Source organism: Fodinicola acaciae (assembly GCF_010993745.1).
GTDB classification, from domain to species: domain Bacteria; phylum Actinomycetota; class Actinomycetes; order Mycobacteriales; family HKI-0501; genus Fodinicola; species Fodinicola acaciae.
In genome coordinates, this window is record NZ_WOTN01000003.1 from 1,065,068 (window position 1) to 1,083,963 (window position 18,896).

Annotated in this window: 16 protein-coding genes; 12 read left to right on the forward strand and 4 right to left on the reverse strand. The window is 64.7% G+C overall.

All coding sequences use genetic code 11. The annotated features are described in order from the left end of the window. The first annotated feature begins 7 nt into the window (after positions 1-7). From GNX95_RS44500 to GNX95_RS44510, 3 genes are all read left to right on the forward strand, one after another. Positions 8-796 (forward strand): serine/threonine-protein kinase, encoded by a 789-nt coding sequence (locus GNX95_RS44500; RefSeq protein WP_425483931.1) that lies wholly within the window; start codon positions 8-10, stop codon positions 794-796. Between the two features lie 723 nt (positions 797-1,519). Further along, positions 1,520-2,260, forward strand: a complete 741-nt coding sequence (locus GNX95_RS44505; protein WP_163511259.1) for a WD40 repeat domain-containing protein — start codon at positions 1,520-1,522, stop codon at positions 2,258-2,260. Further along, positions 2,224-2,694: a hypothetical protein gene (locus tag GNX95_RS44510; RefSeq protein WP_163511260.1), complete on the forward strand. Its 471-nt coding sequence runs from the start codon at positions 2,224-2,226 to the stop codon at positions 2,692-2,694. Before GNX95_RS44505 ends, GNX95_RS44510 begins: the two co-directional genes overlap by 37 nt. 149 nt (positions 2,695-2,843) lie before the next feature. On the opposite strand, the gene GNX95_RS31235 is transcribed toward GNX95_RS44510, so the two are convergent. Next, the gene (locus tag GNX95_RS31235) at positions 2,844-3,620 is read right to left on the reverse strand and encodes an NAD-dependent epimerase/dehydratase family protein (RefSeq protein WP_163511261.1); all 777 of its coding nucleotides are present in this window, start codon (positions 3,618-3,620) and stop codon (positions 2,844-2,846) included. Between the two features lie 447 nt (positions 3,621-4,067). On the opposite strand from GNX95_RS31235, the gene GNX95_RS31240 reads away from it, so the two are divergent. After that, complete coding sequence (locus tag GNX95_RS31240; RefSeq protein ID WP_163511262.1) at positions 4,068-5,009, forward strand: hypothetical protein; 942 nt, start codon at positions 4,068-4,070, stop codon at positions 5,007-5,009. Here GNX95_RS31240 and GNX95_RS31245 read toward each other — a convergent pair. Beyond that, positions 4,997-5,608: an SAF domain-containing protein gene (locus GNX95_RS31245; RefSeq protein WP_163511263.1), complete on the reverse strand. Its 612-nt coding sequence runs from the start codon at positions 5,606-5,608 to the stop codon at positions 4,997-4,999. The genes GNX95_RS31240 and GNX95_RS31245 overlap by 13 nt on opposite strands. Before the next feature lie 309 nt (positions 5,609-5,917). On the opposite strand from GNX95_RS31245, the gene GNX95_RS31250 reads away from it, so the two are divergent. Next, on the forward strand, positions 5,918-9,676 hold the full coding sequence (locus GNX95_RS31250) for a DUF4365 domain-containing protein (protein ID WP_281356977.1): 3,759 nt from the start codon (positions 5,918-5,920) through the stop codon (positions 9,674-9,676). A gap of 348 nt (positions 9,677-10,024) precedes the next feature. On the opposite strand, the gene GNX95_RS31255 is transcribed toward GNX95_RS31250, so the two are convergent. After that, positions 10,025-10,900, reverse strand: a complete 876-nt coding sequence (locus tag GNX95_RS31255; protein ID WP_163511265.1) for a hypothetical protein — start codon at positions 10,898-10,900, stop codon at positions 10,025-10,027. Between the two features lie 113 nt (positions 10,901-11,013). Between GNX95_RS31255 and GNX95_RS31260 the strand changes: the two genes are divergently transcribed. From GNX95_RS31260 to GNX95_RS31270, 3 genes are all read left to right on the forward strand, one after another. Continuing rightward, positions 11,014-11,169 carry a hypothetical protein gene (locus tag GNX95_RS31260; RefSeq protein WP_163511266.1) on the forward strand — a complete coding sequence of 52 codons (156 nt, stop codon included), beginning with the start codon at positions 11,014-11,016 and terminating at the stop codon, positions 11,167-11,169. A 526-nt stretch (positions 11,170-11,695) separates the two neighbouring features. Beyond that, the gene (locus GNX95_RS31265) at positions 11,696-12,349 is read left to right on the forward strand and encodes a hypothetical protein (RefSeq protein WP_163511267.1); all 654 of its coding nucleotides are present in this window, start codon (positions 11,696-11,698) and stop codon (positions 12,347-12,349) included. Further along, positions 12,336-12,650 carry a hypothetical protein gene (locus tag GNX95_RS31270; protein WP_163511268.1) on the forward strand — a complete coding sequence of 105 codons (315 nt, stop codon included), beginning with the start codon at positions 12,336-12,338 and terminating at the stop codon, positions 12,648-12,650. Before GNX95_RS31265 ends, GNX95_RS31270 begins: the two co-directional genes overlap by 14 nt. A 743-nt stretch (positions 12,651-13,393) precedes the next feature. Here the strand turns inward: GNX95_RS31270 and ychF are convergent. Next, positions 13,394-14,479: a redox-regulated ATPase YchF gene (gene ychF, locus GNX95_RS31275; protein WP_187369728.1), complete on the reverse strand. Its 1,086-nt coding sequence runs from the start codon at positions 14,477-14,479 to the stop codon at positions 13,394-13,396. A 308-nt stretch (positions 14,480-14,787) separates the two neighbouring features. Between ychF and GNX95_RS31280 the strand changes: the two genes are divergently transcribed. The 4 genes from GNX95_RS31280 to GNX95_RS31295 all read left to right on the forward strand — a co-directional run bounded on the left by GNX95_RS31280 (position 14,788) and on the right by GNX95_RS31295 (position 18,780). Further along, a complete protein-coding gene (locus GNX95_RS31280; protein WP_163511270.1) occupies positions 14,788-15,378 on the forward strand; it encodes a dihydrofolate reductase family protein in 591 nt (196 codons plus the stop codon). A gap of 100 nt (positions 15,379-15,478) precedes the next feature. Next, positions 15,479-16,909, forward strand: a complete 1,431-nt coding sequence (locus tag GNX95_RS31285) for an AlkA N-terminal domain-containing protein (RefSeq protein WP_163512043.1) — start codon at positions 15,479-15,481, stop codon at positions 16,907-16,909. 63 nt (positions 16,910-16,972) lie between these two features. Continuing rightward, positions 16,973-17,266, forward strand: a complete 294-nt coding sequence (locus tag GNX95_RS31290) for an Rv0909 family putative TA system antitoxin (RefSeq protein WP_163511271.1) — start codon at positions 16,973-16,975, stop codon at positions 17,264-17,266. A gap of 65 nt (positions 17,267-17,331) precedes the next feature. Then, on the forward strand, positions 17,332-18,780 hold the full coding sequence (locus GNX95_RS31295) for a DNA recombination protein RmuC (protein ID WP_163511272.1): 1,449 nt from the start codon (positions 17,332-17,334) through the stop codon (positions 18,778-18,780). Positions 18,781-18,896 lie beyond the last annotated feature (116 nt).

Consider the following 18,896-nt stretch of genomic DNA (forward strand, 5'->3'; position numbering starts at 1 on the left):
CGAGTGGGTGAGCGCAGAGCATCCGCCGGGCTGTCCGATAGTGATCACCGGACAGCCGGGGGCCGGGAAGTCGACTCTGCTGGCCCGGGCAGTTCTGCAGACGGAGGGGACATATCCCCAGATGCGCGGAGTGGCATTCCACGCGCATGGTGCCACCGTCGATGAATTTCATGCCGCACTCGCTCAGGCGGTGCGACTACCTGCGACGGCCAGCCACGATGAGGTACTACGAGTACGGGCTGAGCCCGAGGGCGCCGGATGGGTGGTCGCGGTCGACGCACTCGACGAGGTAACTTCCGATGTCGACCTGCGCGCGATCGCAACGCTGCTAGTGGACTTGGCCCGGCTACCCCGGTTGCGAGTGCTGGTCGCGACTCGGGCTTTGTCGCCTGGTGGCCGGTTCGCCATGGGAGCGTTGCTGTCCACCTTGGGGGTGCGTGGCCCGCAGGCCCGGCAGCTGGTCAATCTGGATACGGACGCTTACTTCGATCCCGACGGGCTGCGGGATTCGCCGCTGCGGTCCTCACCCAGAACCTGCCGGGCGGGTCATGGGCCGCGTACCGGGCCGACCCCGGGCTCGCCGGCCGGCTCGCGCAGGCGACCGCCGCTCGCGCCGGCAGCAACCACCTGGTGGCGGCGTTGGCTGCTACCGACCTGGGCAGCCAGGACACAGCCCTCGACCCGGCTCAGCTTGGCTTCGACGCCGCCGGGATCCCGTCTACCGTGGGTGAAGCGGTCACCAAGTACTTGGAGACCTTGCCGCACCGGCAGCAGGCCGCCGCCCGAGCATTGCTGACGGCGATCGCATACGCCCGCGGAGACGGCATCAACGACCAGCGGTGGATCACCTTCGCCACCGCATTGGGCTACCCCACCAGCCAACTGCAGATCGACGAGTTTCGCGCCACTCAGGCTTCCGGGTATCTGTTGCACACCAGCACCATGTGCAACGGCCGTGTCACCCGCCTCTTCCACCAAGCCCTCGTCGATGAACTGCTCGATCTGCGTCCACACCGCCGCAGTGACGAACGAGCCGTGCTGACCACTCTTCTCCCATCAACCCCATTTGGCTGGGGCGATAGCGACGCGTACGTCCGCACTCACGTCAGCGACCACGCCCATGCCGCCGGACAACTCTCCCCTCTACTGAATGACGAGCACTACTTGGCTGTGGCGGACCTGAGCCGGTTGCTGCCCCTGCTGCCTGCCCATCCTGATGAACGCGACGCTACGGTCGCGGCCGTGCTACGCCGAGCCGCGCACCGGGCCACCGATCTGTCGGCAGCTCGTCGTGCCGGCCTGCTTGCGTTGACAGCGACCCACCTGGGCAGGCCTGCCCTGCGCGACCGGTTCAACGCCATTGATTCCAGTGGCTACCGGATCACATGGGCGCACACCCTGGGCGCCGCCCACCAACAACTCGCCGGCCAGATAAGCCTGGCCGTGGCAGCGGTCGGACGCCTGGGTGGCCGAGACATCATCGTCTCCGCCAGCATCGACTACGCGGTGCGGATGTGGGATGCCGCCGGTCAGCCGATCGGCCCCCCCATTGACCGGCCACACCAATTCGGTGGCCGCTGTGGCGGTCGGGCGCTTGGGCAAACGGGATGTCATCGTCTCCGGCAGCCTCGACACGACAGTGCGGATCTGGGATGCCGACGGCCGGCAAGTCGACGCTCCGTTGACCGGCCACAACCGCTGGGTGACGGCGGTGGCCCTTGGGCGCCTCGGTGACCGGGATGCCATCGTCTCTGCCAGCGATGACGGGACGGTGCGGTTGTGGGATGCCGACGGCCGGCAGATCGGCGACCCACTGACGGGTCACACCGGTGCGGTGCGCGCGGTCGCGGTTGGGTGGCTCGGTGACCGGGATATCATCGCCAGCGCCAGCAACGACGGCACCATGTGGTTGTGGGATGCCGACGGCCGGCGGATTACCGATCCATTGACTGGCCACACCGGCGCCGTGACTTCAGTGGCGGTCGGGCGGCTCGATGACCGGGATGTCATCGTCTCTGCCAGCTATGACGGGACGGTGCGGTTGTGGGATGCCGACGGCCGGCAGATCGGCGACCCACTGACGGGCCACGCTGACTGGGTGTTCGTGATGGCCCTCGGGCGGCTCGATGACCGGGACGTCATCATCTCCGCCGGCCGCGACAGCACGGTACGGATGTGGGATGCGAGCGATCGGTCGACGTTCGTCGGCCCGAACGACAGTTGGTGCCTGCCGCCGTCGTCATCGCCGCCACCGAGATAGGTGGCCAGCCGATCCGCCTCGGCCAGGTGGCTGCGGGTGGTATCGGCGTCACCGGCGCGGGCGGCCAGGATCGCCGAACGCAGATGCAGCGGCCCGGCTACCCGCAGCGCCTCCCGATCATCACCGCAGCGGCCCGGATCGATCTCGTCTCGGACGCGATCCAGCAGCCGCTGGCCGATGTCATAGGAACCGGCCTGCAGCATCGAGTTCGTTCGCGCCCAGGCCGCCAACGCGCCCATCAATGGATCCGAGGAACGTTCGGCCGCCCATGTGGTGCGATCCTCGACCACCGCAGACAGGTCGGCGTACCCGATCTTGTAGGTGACCGAATGGGCCGCGAACAGCAGCACCGTCAACAGCCCGAACCTACGTTCGCGGTCCGGCCCGGTCGCCTCATGCGCCGCGGCTGTCGCCTCCATCAGCAGCTCAGGTAGCACAGTGAGTAGGCGGGCATGCTGGGCGGCGCGGCGCATCTCGGCCACCGCGCCCGTGTCGGCCTGCAGCAGCTCCCTCACCACCCCGCCGACCTCGCGCTCGGCTCACGCTCAGCGTACGGGGCGCCACGCTACCGGCATCGCCGATTTCAGGATCGCCACGACCCCGAGGCGATGAACCGCTCCACCGTGGCCGTCAGATCCTCGCCCGGCTGCTCATCCAACAGACCCGCCTCGCGGGCCGCGGTCGCGTCCACCCGGTAGCTGCACGGGTCAGCCTTGCCGTCCCATCCCACCGTCGCCCCAAACGCCCGTGCCACCGTGCTGACCGCGTCCTCGAACGTCAGGTTCACCGAGGCCACGTTGAACGTGCCCGTCGTCCGGTCCCGCGCCGCCCGCCACAACGCCCTCGCGGCCTGGTCGCGGTGCAGCCAGCCCCGCCAGTGCTCCGGGTCCGGCACCGTCACCGTCCCAGACGCCGATGCCTCGCTGACCCATTTCTGTACCCGGTCCGCCCGTACGCCGCGCTCATCCGGCCCGTACAACGCGCCCAGCCGCAACACGCACCACGACAGGGCCGAGGTCACGAGTTGCTGCTCCAGGCCGTACTTCACGCGCGCGTGCCCGCTGACCAGCTCAATCTCCGCGTCCTCCGCGCACAGCCGGTCGCCCTTGTTCCCGTACACCGTGCACGTCGACACCAACACCACATGCAGCCCCGCCGGCGCCACCGCCACCAACTCCGCCAGCCGCTCCGGCTCCTCGTCGTTCGCGCCATCCAGCAGCCACACCGCCGAGCAGCCGCCCGAACCGTTCGACATGTCGGCCAACCACGCCTGCCACGACACGCTCGGCACGCCGTCCCGCTCGCCGCCCTCCCGGCTGACCACCGCAACCTCGAAACTCTCGGCGCCAGCAGCGGTCACCACATGGGAGCCAACGTACCCATGCCCCCCAACAACGAAGCACTCCTCCACGGCCAAAGCCTCCATATGCGGCGACAGCTTTCCGACCGACCCTATCCGCGACAGCATCGAGTCCCCGCCGTGTGCTGGGGTGGTCACCGCGTCGCTGCCGGCACCACCCCAGCCCTTCCTTGGCATTACTGGCTGTACGCGGATCTAGACGCACCGCGAGCTGGGGAGGACAATGCATACGAGCGGCGTGTCAGCAGGGTGGTGAGGGTTGTGGTACCGGCAAGCGATCGCCCGAAAGGAGATCCGGACCGCATGGATCTTGTCCTGCTCAGGTGCACGAAATGCGGGGAGCACCTTCCACTACAAGCGACCTGGCCGAGCCATTGCCCAGCATGCGGCGCGAAGAAGATCTTCCTCGACAAAGTCACGCCCGACTCGTAACGGGGATCATGGGTCGTGGTCATCGAGCAACTGCAGGGTCTGCACACGATTTTCACCCGCCGCTTCCTGTTTAATGCTCTGTTGCCGACACTCATCTTCGTGTCGGTCGATGCCGCGGCTGTCATTCTGTTCATGGATGCTTGGCCAACTACATCGGCCTGGTGGGGCAATTTGGACCTGCCTTCTCAGGCGATATTAGCGATTTCCTATCTGGCGGCCATTTGGTTCCTCGCTGTGGCGGTTGCAAGCCAGTGGCGAGGTATTGTGCGTCTCTACGAGGGATACCCCGCCTTAGCATTGTGCTCCTGGCTGCACATACCGGCGCCAGGTGTTACATGGCATCGCGACAGGTTGAGAACATTGCAGGGATCGGACCCGTACTCGGTCTACACGTATTATCCGGGACAGCGTTACGACGATGTGCTGCCCACGCGACTGGGAAACATCCTGCGCGCCGCAGAAAAATACCCAATCGATCGTTACGGAATTGACCCGATTATCTACTGGCCCCGCTTGTACCCGTTCCTGCCGGAAGCTTTTCAGCGAGACTTCGAGGAATTTACTCGCGACTACGAGTTCCCCTTGGTGGTCTCGATCCTTTCTCTCGGATCTGGCGTTCTGTGTGGCGTGGCGGCGTTGCTGACCGGGCAGCGTCCAATCGTCTTCATCGCCGTGGTCGTCGGTCTGTTCGCCGTGGCATATGGCGCATACCTGGTCGCCATTCCTGGTGCTGTTGAGATGGCGGAACAGCAACGGGTCGCCTTCGACCTGTATCGTGGCCTGATCTTGGAGGCGTGGCCCACGGTCGAAGACGTACAGGATGACGGAGAGGCGTACGAGGCGATCACCGATTTCGTTGTCCAAAACGCCAATCCGCGCTGGTCGGCTGCCCAGACGAGACATCGAGAACGGTCGACGGGACAACAGCCGCCGAATCCGCCCGATCAAGGACGCTGATAGGGCTTCACACGGGCGATCGTGACTTGAGACATCCCCCGTAGCGTCATCCAGCGTGACTCCTGTTGCTGCGTGACGGCTATAAGCACCGCTGGCGGCGCTGGTCTCACGTCGACAACCAGAACACCGTCGATCGTCACCGCGGTCCCCTCGGCCGAGGTGGGGCTCAGAAGTACGTCCACGACATCGCCGCGCGCCAACGCCCCACCCAGGTTCGTCTCGGTCGACGATTCGACGGCAACCAGGCGCCGACTTGCTAGCCAGCCACCGACAAGCACCGGACCCAGCTTTGTTTTGTCCATCGCTGCGTCTTGACCGACGGGAGCCAGGGTGTAGCGGCCGAGCACGCTGTCCCTGTCAATCACTGGCTCGGCGGGAATGGCCTTGGTGGACAGATCAACCTTTCGCACATCGGCCTCGGTGAGCTGATGAAAGGCTGGCAGGTCAACGGCGGCGACATACACCGTGCGCGTGCGCGGGAAGTATGTGAGGTACGCGGCGCCGCCGGCGGCCGCGATCACGACCAAGACCAGGAACAGGTGAGACGCTCGTACCGGCCGCAGCCGGCGTCGGGGAGGAGTGGCCGCCGCGCCCGTCACCCCGGCCACTGTAGGGCCAGACCGAGTCCTGCGCTCCGATCGACACGCTCACGAAGGATGGAGGGCGCTCAAGGCGACACGTCCGAGACAGATCGGGACTTGGTCATGTGTCCGCGCTACGCCACGCAAGGTACGGATCAGCCTGGGGCGACGATGAAGCCGATTGCTCGCCAAGCATATCGGCGACGGCCGGCGATCGCTGCTGCGAACCAGGAACCGCGGCTACGCGCTACGCCCCATAAGGCATTGACGCTCAATTACAGTTGACAGACGACTAGCCGTACCCTGCTCGCCGTCTGAGGAGTCGTAGTGCCAGGAGGTATCAGCACAGGACGGACAGATCGCGAGGGCATAGCGCTCTTCGATCTCCGCGTGTCTCGTGATCTCAAGTGGATCTTTCGCGAGCAGCAAGTCCGCGATCAGGGCATCGACGGCCAGGTCGAGGTCGCCGACGAAGACCGAGGAACGGGCCGACTAATCGCTGTGCAGATCAAGTCAGGCCCCTCGTACTTCGTCGAGGTGCGAGACGGATGGGCCTTCTACTACTCATCGCGCGAGCGCCAACTGTGGCTGGGGCACGCGCTACCGGTGATGGTCGTCATGGTTGACCTTGAGAACGATGCGATCTACTGGCAGCGCATTAGTGCTGAAACTGAGCGAAAAACGCCGAAGGGGTATGCGGTCACCCTTCCGCCGAACCAGATACTGGCCACGGCGGCAGATGCTTGGCGGTTAGCCGCCAGCGGCGTGGAGCAGCGGGCGACTGAGCGGTTCGACGTCAATCTCGAGGTCTTACCGCCTCCCGTCCGCCGCGTGATCGAAACGGACGGCGGCAATGGGTCTCAGGCAACACTCCTGGCGCTCCATCTTGCCGAGGGGCGAGGCAATCCAATCGGTACCGCTCAAGCACTCATTACCTCACGGCCATTCTGGATGGAAACCCCGACCTCATGGTCTTGGCGGGCGCTGGCCTCCTACTGCGCCCACCATGGCGCAATGCGCGAGAGCGCCGACGCGTTGGAAATCGCCGCGGAATCGTGCAGCGATAGAAACGGGATATGGCTCGCCGCCGCCGCGTTGAACGTAGTCGGTGAGGATCGGGCCAGGGCGAGGACGCTGTTGGAATCGGCGCGGAGCCATGGTGGCGGCGATGTGCTTGTCGCGATCGTCGAGGCAATTCTTGAACGCCCGGAAGGGGATGCCTCTCCATTGCGGACTGACACTGTCCTTGCGGCGGCAGGTACAGAAATAGGCACGGACGCGGCGGCTCAGAGCTTCCTCGCCGAACAGGCGATCCGAGCTCAGGATCTAGGCAAGGCGGCACGTCACTGCGAACGGGCTCTGGAACTTGACCCGACCGACACCGACTGCATGGCTCGTATAGCTCGGATTTATGGGCGTCGCTCGATCACCAGCGGTGCACAAGCCGACGACCTACGCCGGGCCGCGGATCTGCTGAGTGCCGCAGTCACCCAACGCAGGCAATGGAGCGGACCTACCCATGAATTGTTAGCGCAACTCGCGCGAACGCTCATGCTTCGTGGTGAGCATCGTCTCGCATTACGTTGGCTTCTTCCGCCCCCGCATGGAACCGCGACGCCAGAGGAAGCAACCGATCCTATCTTGCTGCGAAACACGCTGGTAGCAGCGCATATGAGCGGCGCCTCAGATGTAGTATCGGCAATTCAGGCGCAAATGACAGAGGATCTTCAGGATCGCGTAACTCAGGTACAGCTGGGACTCCTTGCCCTGACTGAGCCGGACACGATGGCACTCTGGCAAGCCGATCTCACGCGCGCCGAAGCTGAAAATGACTGGGAAGGCATTGCCCAGGCCGTACACCGCCTAGCGACATTGGGCGTCGATGTCATCGACCACCTCTATCCGATGATAACTGCCGGAATCCTTCCACCTGGAGCCGATCGACTGCCGCGTGCGCTCGTCGTACTCCACGACCATCCCGAAGATGGTCTAGCATTACTGCGCACTCTGGCAGCTGAAGACGTCTCTGCGGCGGAATATCTTGTCCAAACGCTGATCGACATGGATCGTCTCGACGACGCGGCAGAGGCTTGCCGCGCATCCTTCGAGCGGTTCCGTTCCCCTCGTTTCCTTACTCAGCGCGCCCTGCTCCTTTTCAGTTCGAATCCCGACAACCACGCCGATGACGCACTTCGTGAAGCCTTACAGGTTGAAGACCGGCCGGCAGAGCGGGTAATGCTCGCAACGCGACGAGCCCACATCGCAGGCAACTCTGGTCAATGGTCAATAGCGGAGTCGATCCTTTCTGCGGCGCTCGCCGAGCACGACCATCCTCCAGATTCAGTTGTGTGGGGGCTGATTGAAGTGCAGCTCGCTGCAGCAGCCGAGGATCGAGCCGCCGCGACAATCTCCCGCCATCAACCACAAATTCGATCAGCCAGCGATGCACGGTTGTGGGCTCACGCGATGGCGAACGTCCCATGGGACGATGCCATCGCATCGGAAGCGATCGCGCTGGCCTCCCGCTTCTCCGATCATGCCGCTCTGGCGACTTCCCTTCTGACGCTTCTCCTCTCGGTGACACGTGGCGCGACGGAGAAGGGCAACGCGAGTGATTCGGAGGATGTTGACTCTAATAGCGATCAACTGGACGAACGCGCCGAGGGACATTCGAATGACAATCGCCCTGTTGTCTCAGGCGAGCTGCATCGACGCGCGTTCGAGGCGCTCGGCGCCCTAGTTGAGGAACACGGAACTGCCACCGGCGTTCAGGTCATCGAGTCCACCTCAGCCGATGATCTGCTGAGAACGATCGAGGAAATCACCAGACGCTCCGCTTCACCTGACCTGTCCGATCTAGTTGACAGTATTGCCCGTGGCCGTCTACCTGCAGGAATTGTGGCAACGGTGTTCCGCAAGACCTATACGTCAGCGCTTGTGCGACGAGCTGCGGGACAGCTCGTCGCCGTCGCTGCCGACGAAAGCGAACATGAAGCGGAGATGAACGTCGCCATGTCGGCGCGAGAGGGCCCGGTTGCAGTCGATCTCTCGACATTGATGATTCTTTCCCGATTGACAGACTCAGAAATTCTCACAGGCCAGGTCACCGCCATGCACTTGCCTCGCGCCGGACGTGACGACGTGCGGCGCGCAGCAATCGAGGTGCAGAGTCTCGGATCAAGTCCCGGCAGGCTAGCGTGGGACGCCCGCGCTCAACGGCCTGTATTCTATGAACAAAGTAGCGAGGAATACCGCCTCGTGCGAGAACGAACCGAGGCGATGGAGGCAGCGATTCGGCGAACGACTACCAGAGACGTCCACCCGTCGTCGGTGCTCGAGGAAATGCCAGCCATGATTCAAGGGGAGCCATGGCTAGCCTCGATCGAACTCGCCAAACAGGAAGACGTGCCACTGTGGTGTGACGATCTCGCTGTACGTCGATTGGCACGCGCTGTCGGCGTCCAGACGTTCTCAACGATGGCAATGGCGGACGGTCTACGCGACATCAGGATTGAACTGGCGCAAACACCAGAAGAAGATGACGAGGTTATCCAGTTCATATCCCGCGTGACGGAAGAACTGGTTGCTGAGTATGTAACAGACGTTCCAATTACGCTTGACCAACTTATTAAGCAGGCCCGGGTGGACGACTGGGCTCCGGCGGCGGCAGCCTTGACCTTGTCACGTCCCTCCTGGTGGATATGGCAGACTGAGCCAGTCACCGCATTGCTTCGGCTTTACGCCGCAATCAAGGAATCCGATCCGTCCCAACTGACCAAGTGGCAATATGCAGCGATGCTGGGTGCAGCGCGGTCGCGTTCGACACCTGAAGAGTCAAGGCAAGTCCTGGCGAATCTTGCACTTCTCGGGTGCGTCGGCGATCTAGACAATGACCCTGAATTCGACGATCTCGTCGCGGGGTGTCGAAATGCACGCAGCGTCACCAACGTTCTGGATCAGGTGGGCGATCCGGTGCTTGGACTACCAGCCGCTCGATTGTCGCTGGCTGCAGCGGGAGTCGTCAGGTCCGAGGAGACGATGCAAGCTCTCATTGCCGCGCTTGGAGCACCTTCAGCCGAGCCGTAACGGTCGAAAGGCTCACGCCTACTTCCCATACGTTCCAACCGGCTCCGATGGTTTCACAGAAGCTCGGAGCTGGCGAGCGAACCCGCCGAAATCCTCCCAGCAAACGGCAGTCCAATTCACGCCTGAGCATTTTCCCGTTAGACGACACTCGGGTGTCTGACCACATGCCGGCAGACGTCGCTTCGTCGCTGTTTGTCGGACGTCGTTCGAGCGTCCCGATATGGTGCGAAGGCGGGCTTGAGCGGCGGTGTCCGTAGTTGCCGGCCTTGTTGAAACGGAGCCAACGCCGGCATACGACGCCTGATTGAGGTCGGTGGGGAAATCTGGATGACCACTCTCACACGGTAACTACGTAGGCGGGCGGCTTTCGTCGGACGGCTTCGTACGGGGAGCCGGGAACCCGAGAACAGTGAGCAGATCGCTGCAACAGTGGTTGAGGGCAGTTTCCATGTCCGCCTTCTCATAGAGATTGCTGGCAGGATCAACGCTCGCGGCGAGGACGGGCTGTCGGCGAGCGTAGTCGGCGTGGTGCATGAGGTGAGTGGTGCGTGCTTGCCGGAATTCAGCGTCGGTCACCTCTCCCGCGTTGAGTCGCGCGGTGGCGTTCGTGCGGGCGCGAACGATCCCTACGATCGCGTCGGTAGTGAACGGCGCGTCGGGGTGCCCGATTGCGCGTCGCAGCTGCCGCAGCTCGGGCTCGAACACTGCACGCAACGCGTCGTCGATGTGCTGGTACGGGTCGGGCACGTCGGGAAGGCGGCCGGTGTACCCGACATTCGTCAGTACCTCCAGCAGGTGGTCGCGCGCCTGGCGGGTGGCGTCGGGGTGGCTCATCTGGTTGATCAGTTGCTTGCCGATTGTGGTGGCGATGTCCAGGTTTACCTTCGAGTCACCAAGCCAGGTCATGAACGCACGCCGGGCCTGGGACAGCGGAACGTACTCTTCGCCCCAGTACAACCACAGCCCGACTGGGATCCGAGCGAGGCTGCGGATGCGCTGACCGGTTCGTCGATGGTGCAGCAGGGTCAGCAGAAGCATCCGCTGACGTGCTGGATAGAGCGCGGGGCGGGATCCGCGGCCTTGGCCCGCGGAGCGTTTCGCCGGGTAATCCAGCAGACCCCGTTCGGACCAGTCGCGAATCGAGCGGGACCGCACCGAGTACCCGGCCGCCGCGGCGTCCGCGACGAGGTCGTCGATCGTCCCGGGCTGCGTGATCTCCTCCACCCATTGGAGATTACACGAAACTGGCCCGGTCAGAGGTGTAGCGTTCGTGAGTCTGCCAGGCGATAGTCCTTGTGGAGATGACACGATCTCCTCGATTGAAAGGAGGGAAGAGGATGACGTTGAAGCAGGTTATCGCCATGATCGTTGGCAGCCTTGCTGGCGGTTGGGTCCGGGAGCTGCTCTTGTGGCTCGGCCTGGACCAAACACTCGCCGCCGTCAGCGGGGTTGTCACCAGCTCGATGGTCACCACCGCGATCGCCGCGAGGTGAACCTGACAGCCAACGACCGGTGTCTTGGTCTGGCCGGTCGGCATTCCCAGCAGCCAGGCCAAGACAACGGGCTAACCTCAATATTCTGTCGAGCTGGAACTACCACCCGCCGCGCCAGGCGGTGCAATCCACATCTCAGAGCCAGGCTCTAACCTTCCGGCCGACCTGGATTCTCCGGGGAGCGCGGATGACCTCCGCGATGGCGGTGAACACGGCAGGAGAAGCGCACGGTTGTCAACGGTGGTCCTGGACGCGACCGCAGAGCAGATGCGCGCAATGCAGCGCACCAGAACGTGCCAAAGAGCAGCCACACTGCCCGCCATCACCAACAGCGAGGAAGACCAGTGGCCTCACGATGAGTAGCTGGGATGGCGGGTGTCGGCCTCTGCCTCGTCGCCGGCGGCCAGGTGTCACCACTCGCGATCGCCCGGCCGGCGAGGTGGTCATGGGAACACGCCGACTCGCTTGACGGTTGCGACGCAGCGCAATCTGTTCGGGACCAGGTCGCTAGTGGCAGGATGAACGCATGACCAAGCACGACGGGTCCGGCACATCGAGCCGTACGTTGCGTATGGAACTCGCGGCGCAGCTGCGTCGGTTGAGAGTCGAAGCCGGCAATCCGACGCTCTCCGAGATGGTCGACTTAGGTGCTGCTCGTTCTAAGCAGACTCTGGATGACGTTCTGGAAGGAACCGCCTTCCCGAGGCGTCATCTTCTCGAATCGATCCTTACAGCTCTGAAAGCCAAGCCCGAAGTTAGGCACGACCTGCTGCGACTTTGGGCGGAGGCGATGACATTGGTCGATCGTGACAGACGAAGAGGCGCCGCCTGGGTCAGCATCGTTGACAATCTTGTGTGGTCGTTCAGGTTTGGCGACGCGCTCACACAATCACTTAGAGTCCAGGCTACTCGACGCGAAGAGATAACCTCAGGAACGCGTCGATATTTGGCCACGGTCGCACAGGCGGACTTGAGCAGATGGCGGCAAACATTCCGCGGTCTTCGCAGCGGCGTAAGTCGCGCATTTGATCTTTCCGCCTCGTCGTTTGTTGCGCGTCGAAGCCGATCCCCGCACGAACTATACGCACGCGCAGAGCAGATACGAGTCCGCGGCTACGCTCACCAAATATACGTTGACGAGGTATCCGCGGTCGACGGGGGAGCAGATGTCAGCAACTGAGGAACGTGAAGGTCATCGCCTACCGGCCGTTCATCGCGACCCGAGCGTTCCAGCGAGCGAGCGCCACATCATGTGGCTCGACCGCCAGGAGACGTATCTGGCTTGGGCTGGCTTAGCCTCAGCCCTCATCATCGCGTTGGCGTTCCTCGCTATTTCGACATGGATTATTCTGAGCGGCAATCCTGTCCCCGGAACAATCCTGGGAACAGTGGACATCGTCGGCTTGGTGACGGTCTTCATTAGCGGCAAACGCCAACTACGCTCTAAGGCATCTGATGCCGAAATCATAGACGATGAATAGCAAAGAGGTATCACGACCAATCGTCAATGGAGCAAGGACACTATCGCGGTATCTCGCGTACGGGAAGAATCATCTGCTGACGCCGATGAAGTGGACCCAGTGCGCCCGCGATGGCCGCGATGTCCATTCGGTCCAGGCTCGCAACGAACGCGGACGCCAGGTGCGACGGCTCTGTCTTCGAACTCCCGCCCATAGCCGTCTTGGCGCCCTGAGCATTACTAACGCCTGCTGAAACAAAGAATCAGCTTCGAGATCATCAGGTTGCGACACATGAGATCGGTAAGGCAGTTGCTGCTGCCATCGTAGTGGGTGAGTTGGTGCAGTTCGAGTTCCTGGCCAGGTTGCACGGCTCGTGCGGCCGTGTTTTGGTCGGCACGTGTCGATCCATCTGCTGCGCCTGAGAGAGCTAACGCAGCACGAGTAGGGCGCTAGGTAGATCCGAATCCACCGGCGCCAGCAACGCTGAAGTGGCGATGGTTTGCTGTTGGCTCCAGCAGTCCTAGCCGATCCTGTGTCGAAGCCGATAACACACAGCGACCTCGACCAGAGCCGACTGTTCCAGAGCCCTCATCACTCCTAGCCAGCACGAAACCAGCACGGTAGAGGTGAACTTAGGTGATGAGCGGTGTCCAAAGTCAGCACCAAACCAGCACGGGCGTCAAGAGAGAACAGAGCCTTCGGACTCCGAAACCTCTCTGAGCAGCGGGTTTGCCAAATCTAACCCGAACGTGGTACCGGCGTCGTCAAACGTTGAAGCGGAACTCCACGACGTCGCCGTCGGCCATGACGTAGTCCTTGCCCTCGATGCGCACCTTGCCGGCGGCCTTGGCGGCCGCCATCGAGCCGGCGGCCATCAGGTCGTCGTACGAGACGACCTCGGCCTTGATGAAGCCGCGCTGGAAGTCGGTGTGGATCACGCCGGCGGCCTCCGGCGCGGTCGCGCCGATCGGGATCGTCCAGGCACGCGACTCCTTGGGGCCGGCGGTCAGGTAGGTCTTCAGGCCGAGCGTGGCGAAGCCGACGCGTGCCAGCTGGCGCAGGCCCGGCTCGGGCTGGCCGATGGCCTCCAGCAGCTCGGCGGCCTCCTCCTCCGGCAGCTCGGACAGCTCCGACTCGACCTTCGCGTCCAGGAAGATCGCCTCCGCCGGCGCGACGAGTTTGCGCAGCGAGTCCAGGAAAGTCTCGTCGCCGAGCTCCTCCTCGTCGACGTTGAAGACGTAGAGGAACGGCTTGGTCGTGAGCAGGTTGAGCTCGCGCAACAGGCTGGTGTCGATGCCGGCGTCCTTGGCTCCTGCGAACAGCGTCACGCCTTCTTCCAGCAGGTCGTTGGCCTGCCGCGCAGCCTGAGCGTACGGCACCGTGTCCTTCTTGATCCGCGCTTCCTTCTCCAACCGCGGCAACGCTTTTTCCAGCGTCTGCAGGTCGGCGAGGATCAGCTCGGTGTTGACCGTCTCGATGTCGTCGGCCGGCGAGACCTTGCCGGCGAAGTGCACCACGTCCGGGTCGGAGAACGCACGGATGACCTGGCAGATCGCCGAGGCCTCCCGGATGTTGGCGAGGAACTTGTTGCCGAGCCCCTCCCCCTCGCTGGCGCCTTTGACGATGCCGGCGATGTCCACGAAGGACACCGTGGCCGGCACGGTCTTGGCCGAGCCGAACAGCTCCGCCAGCTTGTCCAGCCGCGCGTCCGGCAGCGGTACGACACCGACGTTTGGCTCGATGGTGGCGAACGGATAGTTGGCCGCGAGCACGTTGTTCTTCGTCAGCGCGTTGAACAGCGTGGACTTGCCGACGTTTGGCAGTCCGACGATACCGAGGGTGAGACTCACAACCGTCCAGTCTACGGACACTCTCCAGGCGGTGACGACCAGGTGCACCACCGATGTCTGTCGATAGGAACCTGCTCTCCTACGCCAACAGGCCGGACATCGTCGTGGACCGGCACCGGCCCGGGTCGTGAATTCTTCCTTTGTAGGAACGAAACTCGCGGACACGTGACACGTGGCCACAGGCCGCCAACGACGCCGGCGCGGTCCTGGTGAGTTTTTCTGGACTGTGCGGGCCGGAAATCACTCGTTCTGATGACGACCATGCCAACTCTGCGGTGGACGCTTGCACCGAGAGGAAGGAACCGCAGATGGGTAAGATCGTGGTGACCGCATTTGTCACCGTCGATGGAGTGATCCAGGCGCCGGGCTTTCGTGACGAGGATCGTGACGGCGGGTTCGATCTTGGTGGTTGGACCCAGCCGTACGGTGATGCCGTCGTCGAGAGGCGCGTTTTCAAGTCCGTGCTTGCCGCCGACGCGTTGTTGTTGGGACGCCGCGCGTACGAGCTGCTGTCGAGCTTCTGGCCGACAGCCGATCCGGACGCGCGGACGCGAAAACTCAACAGCCAACCGAAATATGTAGCATCACGCACATTACGGACAGTCGAGTGGAACAACACGACCTTGCTGCGCGGTGATCTGGTCGAACAGGTGGCCAAGCTCAGAGCCCAGTACGCGCAGATCAGTGTCTGGGGCAGCAGCACGCTGATCCAGCCGCTGTTGGAAAACGAACTGCTCGACGAGTTCGTACTGTTGGTATATCCGATCGTGGTCGGCAGCGGAAAGCGGCTCTTCGCCGGCGGCACGCCGGTCGGCTTGGAGCTGGTCGAGGCTGAAACGTCGACCACCGGCGTTTCGATCCACACCTACCGGCGGGCCGAGATGCCGCGGCTGTCATGAAACGATGAACAACACTCGCGCCAGTCAGTCAGCCATCGAGACGTCCGTTAACCGCTAGCGTACGGCGGCCGGCGGGGCCAGCATGGACGTCGTGAGCCCCATGCCCGATCTCGACATCTGCTATCGCGCGGTGAGCAGTCGCGACGCCCGGTTCGACGGCTGGTTCGTGATGGCCGTCCAGACGACCGGCATCTATTGCCGGCCGTCCTGTCCGGCGATGACGCCGCGCCGCGTGAACGTGAGCTTCTACCCCACGGCCGCGGCTGCGCAGAAGGCCGGCTTTCGCGCGTGCCTGCGCTGCCGGCCGGACGCGGCTCCGGGTTCGCCGGAGTGGAACACCCGCGCCGACCTGGTGGCGCGGGCGATGCGGCTGATCGGCGACGGCGTGGTCGAGCGCGACGGAGTGACCGGACTGGCGTCGCGGCTGGGTTACACGGAGCGGCACCTGCACCGCCAGCTGGTCGCCGAGCTCGGCGCCGGCGCGCTCGCGCTCGCCCGCGCGCAACGAGCGCAGACCGCGCGCGTACTCATCGAGACAACGAAAATCCCCTTCGCCGACATCGCGTTCGCGTCGGGTTTCGCGAGCATCCGGCAGTTCAACGACACGATCCGCGAGGTGTTCGCGGCCACGCCGACACAGCTGCGCGGCAAGTTCCGCGGCAGCGAGTCGGCGCCCGGCGGCATCACCGTACGGCTGCCCTACCGGCCGCCGTTCGACGCCGACGGACTGGCCGACTTTCTCAAGGCACGCCAGGTCACCGGCATCGAGGAGTGGACCGGCGCCACGTACAAACGCGCGCTCCGGCTGCCGCACGGCATGGCGACGATGGCGTTGACGCCGATGCCCGGATACGTCGAGTGCACGTTGCGGTTGGCCGACCTGCGCGACCTGTCCACCGCGGTGTGGCGAGCACGGCGGCTGTATGACCTCGACGCCGATCCGGTCGCGGTCGACGCGGCGCTGTCCGCCGATCCGGCGCTGGAGCCGCTGGTGCTCAAGCGGCCAGGCGTACGCGTGCCGGGTGCCGTCGACGGCCTGGAGATCGCCGTACGCGCGGTCGTCGGCCAGCAGATCTCGGTGTCCGCGGCCCGTACGGTGCTCGGCAAGATGGTCGCCGCGCTGGGCGAGCCGCTGGCGGAGCCGGATGGCGCGCTGACGCACGTGTTTCCGATCGCGGAGGCGTTGGCCGCCGCGCCGGACGAGGCGCTGCCGATGCCGGAGTCGCGGAAACGTACGATCCGTGCCCTCGGCGCCGCGGTGGCCGACGGTCGCGTCGACCTCCATCCAGCCGCGGCCGTGGACGAGGTGACCGAGGCGTTGTGCGCGCTGCCTGGCATCGGACCGTGGACGGCCGGCTATGTGGCCATGCGCGCGCTGGCCGATCCCGACGCGTTCCTGCCGACCGACCTCGGCATCAAACGCGCGGCGGAGGCACACGGCCTGCCGGCGGATCCGGCGGCGCTGACCGAGCGCGCCGCGGCGTGGCGGCCGTGGCGCGCGTACGCGCTGATGCACCTGTGGCACAGCTGAGACCTGCCGTCAACCGGCCGCGTACCCCATAGAGTGGATATCCCGGCCGGAAAGAGGCGGACGATGAGTTTTCTCGACAAGGCGCGAGACGCGGCGAAGGACTTGGCGGAGAAAGCGGCCCCGGTGGTGAACCAGGGCATCGACAAGGCCAAGGAAGCCGTCGACAAGGCCAAACCGCACGTGGCCGAGGCGGTCGACAAGGCCAAACCGGTGGTGGCCAAGGGCGTCGACAAGGCCAAGGAAGCCGTCGACAAGGCCAAACCGCATGTCGCGGAGGCGGTGGACAAGGCCAGGCCGAAGGTCGCCGAGGCGGTCGACAAGGCGAAGACGACCATCAACGATATGCGCAGGAAGTAGCGTTTCGCGGCGACACGCCAGCGGAGGTCGTCGATTCTGTCGGTCCCCCGGTTCAGGATCGAGGCATGGACATTGTCGCCGCAGTCGTCGTCGGTCTGCTTCTCGGCGCTCTCGCCGGTGTGGTGATCGGCATGCTCGCCGGCCGCTCGCGCGCGGCCGCCGTGTTCGCCGAGCGTGACGCGGCGCGCGCCGAGCTGGAAGGCGTGCGCGCGCAGGTCGAGTCGGTGCGTACGGCCGGCGAGCGGACCACGCAGGCCGCCGAGCAGCGCGCTGGCGCGGCCGAGCACCGCGCCAGCGTCGCCGAGCAGCGGTCGGCCGCCGCGCACGCGCAGGCCGCCGCGCTGCAGACCGCGCTGGACCACGAGCGCGCGAGCGCGGCCGACGTGGAGCGGCGGCTGCGTGAGGCGTTCGGGTCGCTGGCCGCCGACGCGCTGCGGTCCAACAACGACAGCTTCATCCGGCTGGCCAGCGAGCGGTTCAGCCAGGCCACCACGGCGGCCAAAGGCGACCTCGCGCAGCGCGAGCAGGCCATCAAGGCGCTGGTCGACCCGCTGGCCGAGCAGCTCAAGCGGCTGGACGAGCGGGCCCGGCAGCTGGAGAAGGAGCGTACGACCGAATACGCCGGCCTCAAGACGCATGTCGCGGAGATGATCCGCACCAGCGAGGGCGTGCGGCGGGAGACCGCCCAGCTGGTGTCCGCGCTGCGAGCGCCGCAGATCCGCGGCCGGTGGGGTGAGATGCAGCTGCGCCGGATCGTCGAGGCCGCCGGGATGGTGGAGCACTGCGACTTCTCCGAGCAGCACACGGTGAAGACCGCCGACGGCGTGCAGCGGCCGGACGTGGTGATCCAGCTGGCCGGCGGCAAGTCGGTGGTGATCGACGCCAAGGTGCCATACGAGTCGTTCCTGGCCGCGCAGACCGGCGACACCGAGGCCAGGCAGGCCAAGCTGGTCGCGCACGCCAAGGCGGTGCGCGACCACGTGAAGAAGCTGGCCGACAAGGCTTACTGGGACTCCTTCGACGACAGTCCCGAGTTCGTGGTGATGTTCATGCCCGGCGAGACGCTGCTGGCCAGCGCCTGGGAGGCCGATCCGGGGCTGGTGGAGTTCGCGACCGAGAACCACGTGGTCATCGCGACGCCGACCACGCTGATCGCGCTGCTGCGCACGATCGCGTACGCCTGGAAGCAGGACGCGCTGACGAAGAACGCGCGCCAGGTGCAGTCGCTGGCCAAGGAGCTGTATTCCCGGCTGGCCACCATGGGCGGTCACGTGGAGCGGCTCGGCAACGCGCTGGACGGCGCGGTGAAGGCGTACAACCAGAGCGTCGGCTCGCTGGAGGGTCGTGTGCTGGTGTCGGCGCGGCGGCTGGCCGAGCTGAAGGTCAGTGACGACCACCTGCCGGAGCCGACGCAGATCGACCGCACGCCGCGCGCGGTGTCGGCGCCGGAGCTGGTCGCCTCCGCCAGCGAGCAGCTGCTCGCCTTCGAGGATCTCGACCACCGCGTCTCGTAGGCGCTCATTGGCCGCGGCGGATGTGCGGGCCGAAACTGTCGCCGCGCGATGTCAGTGTGGATTCGGGGGGCCAAAATTCGGACCGCGGTGAGGTGAGCCACTTTTCGGCGAGGTCC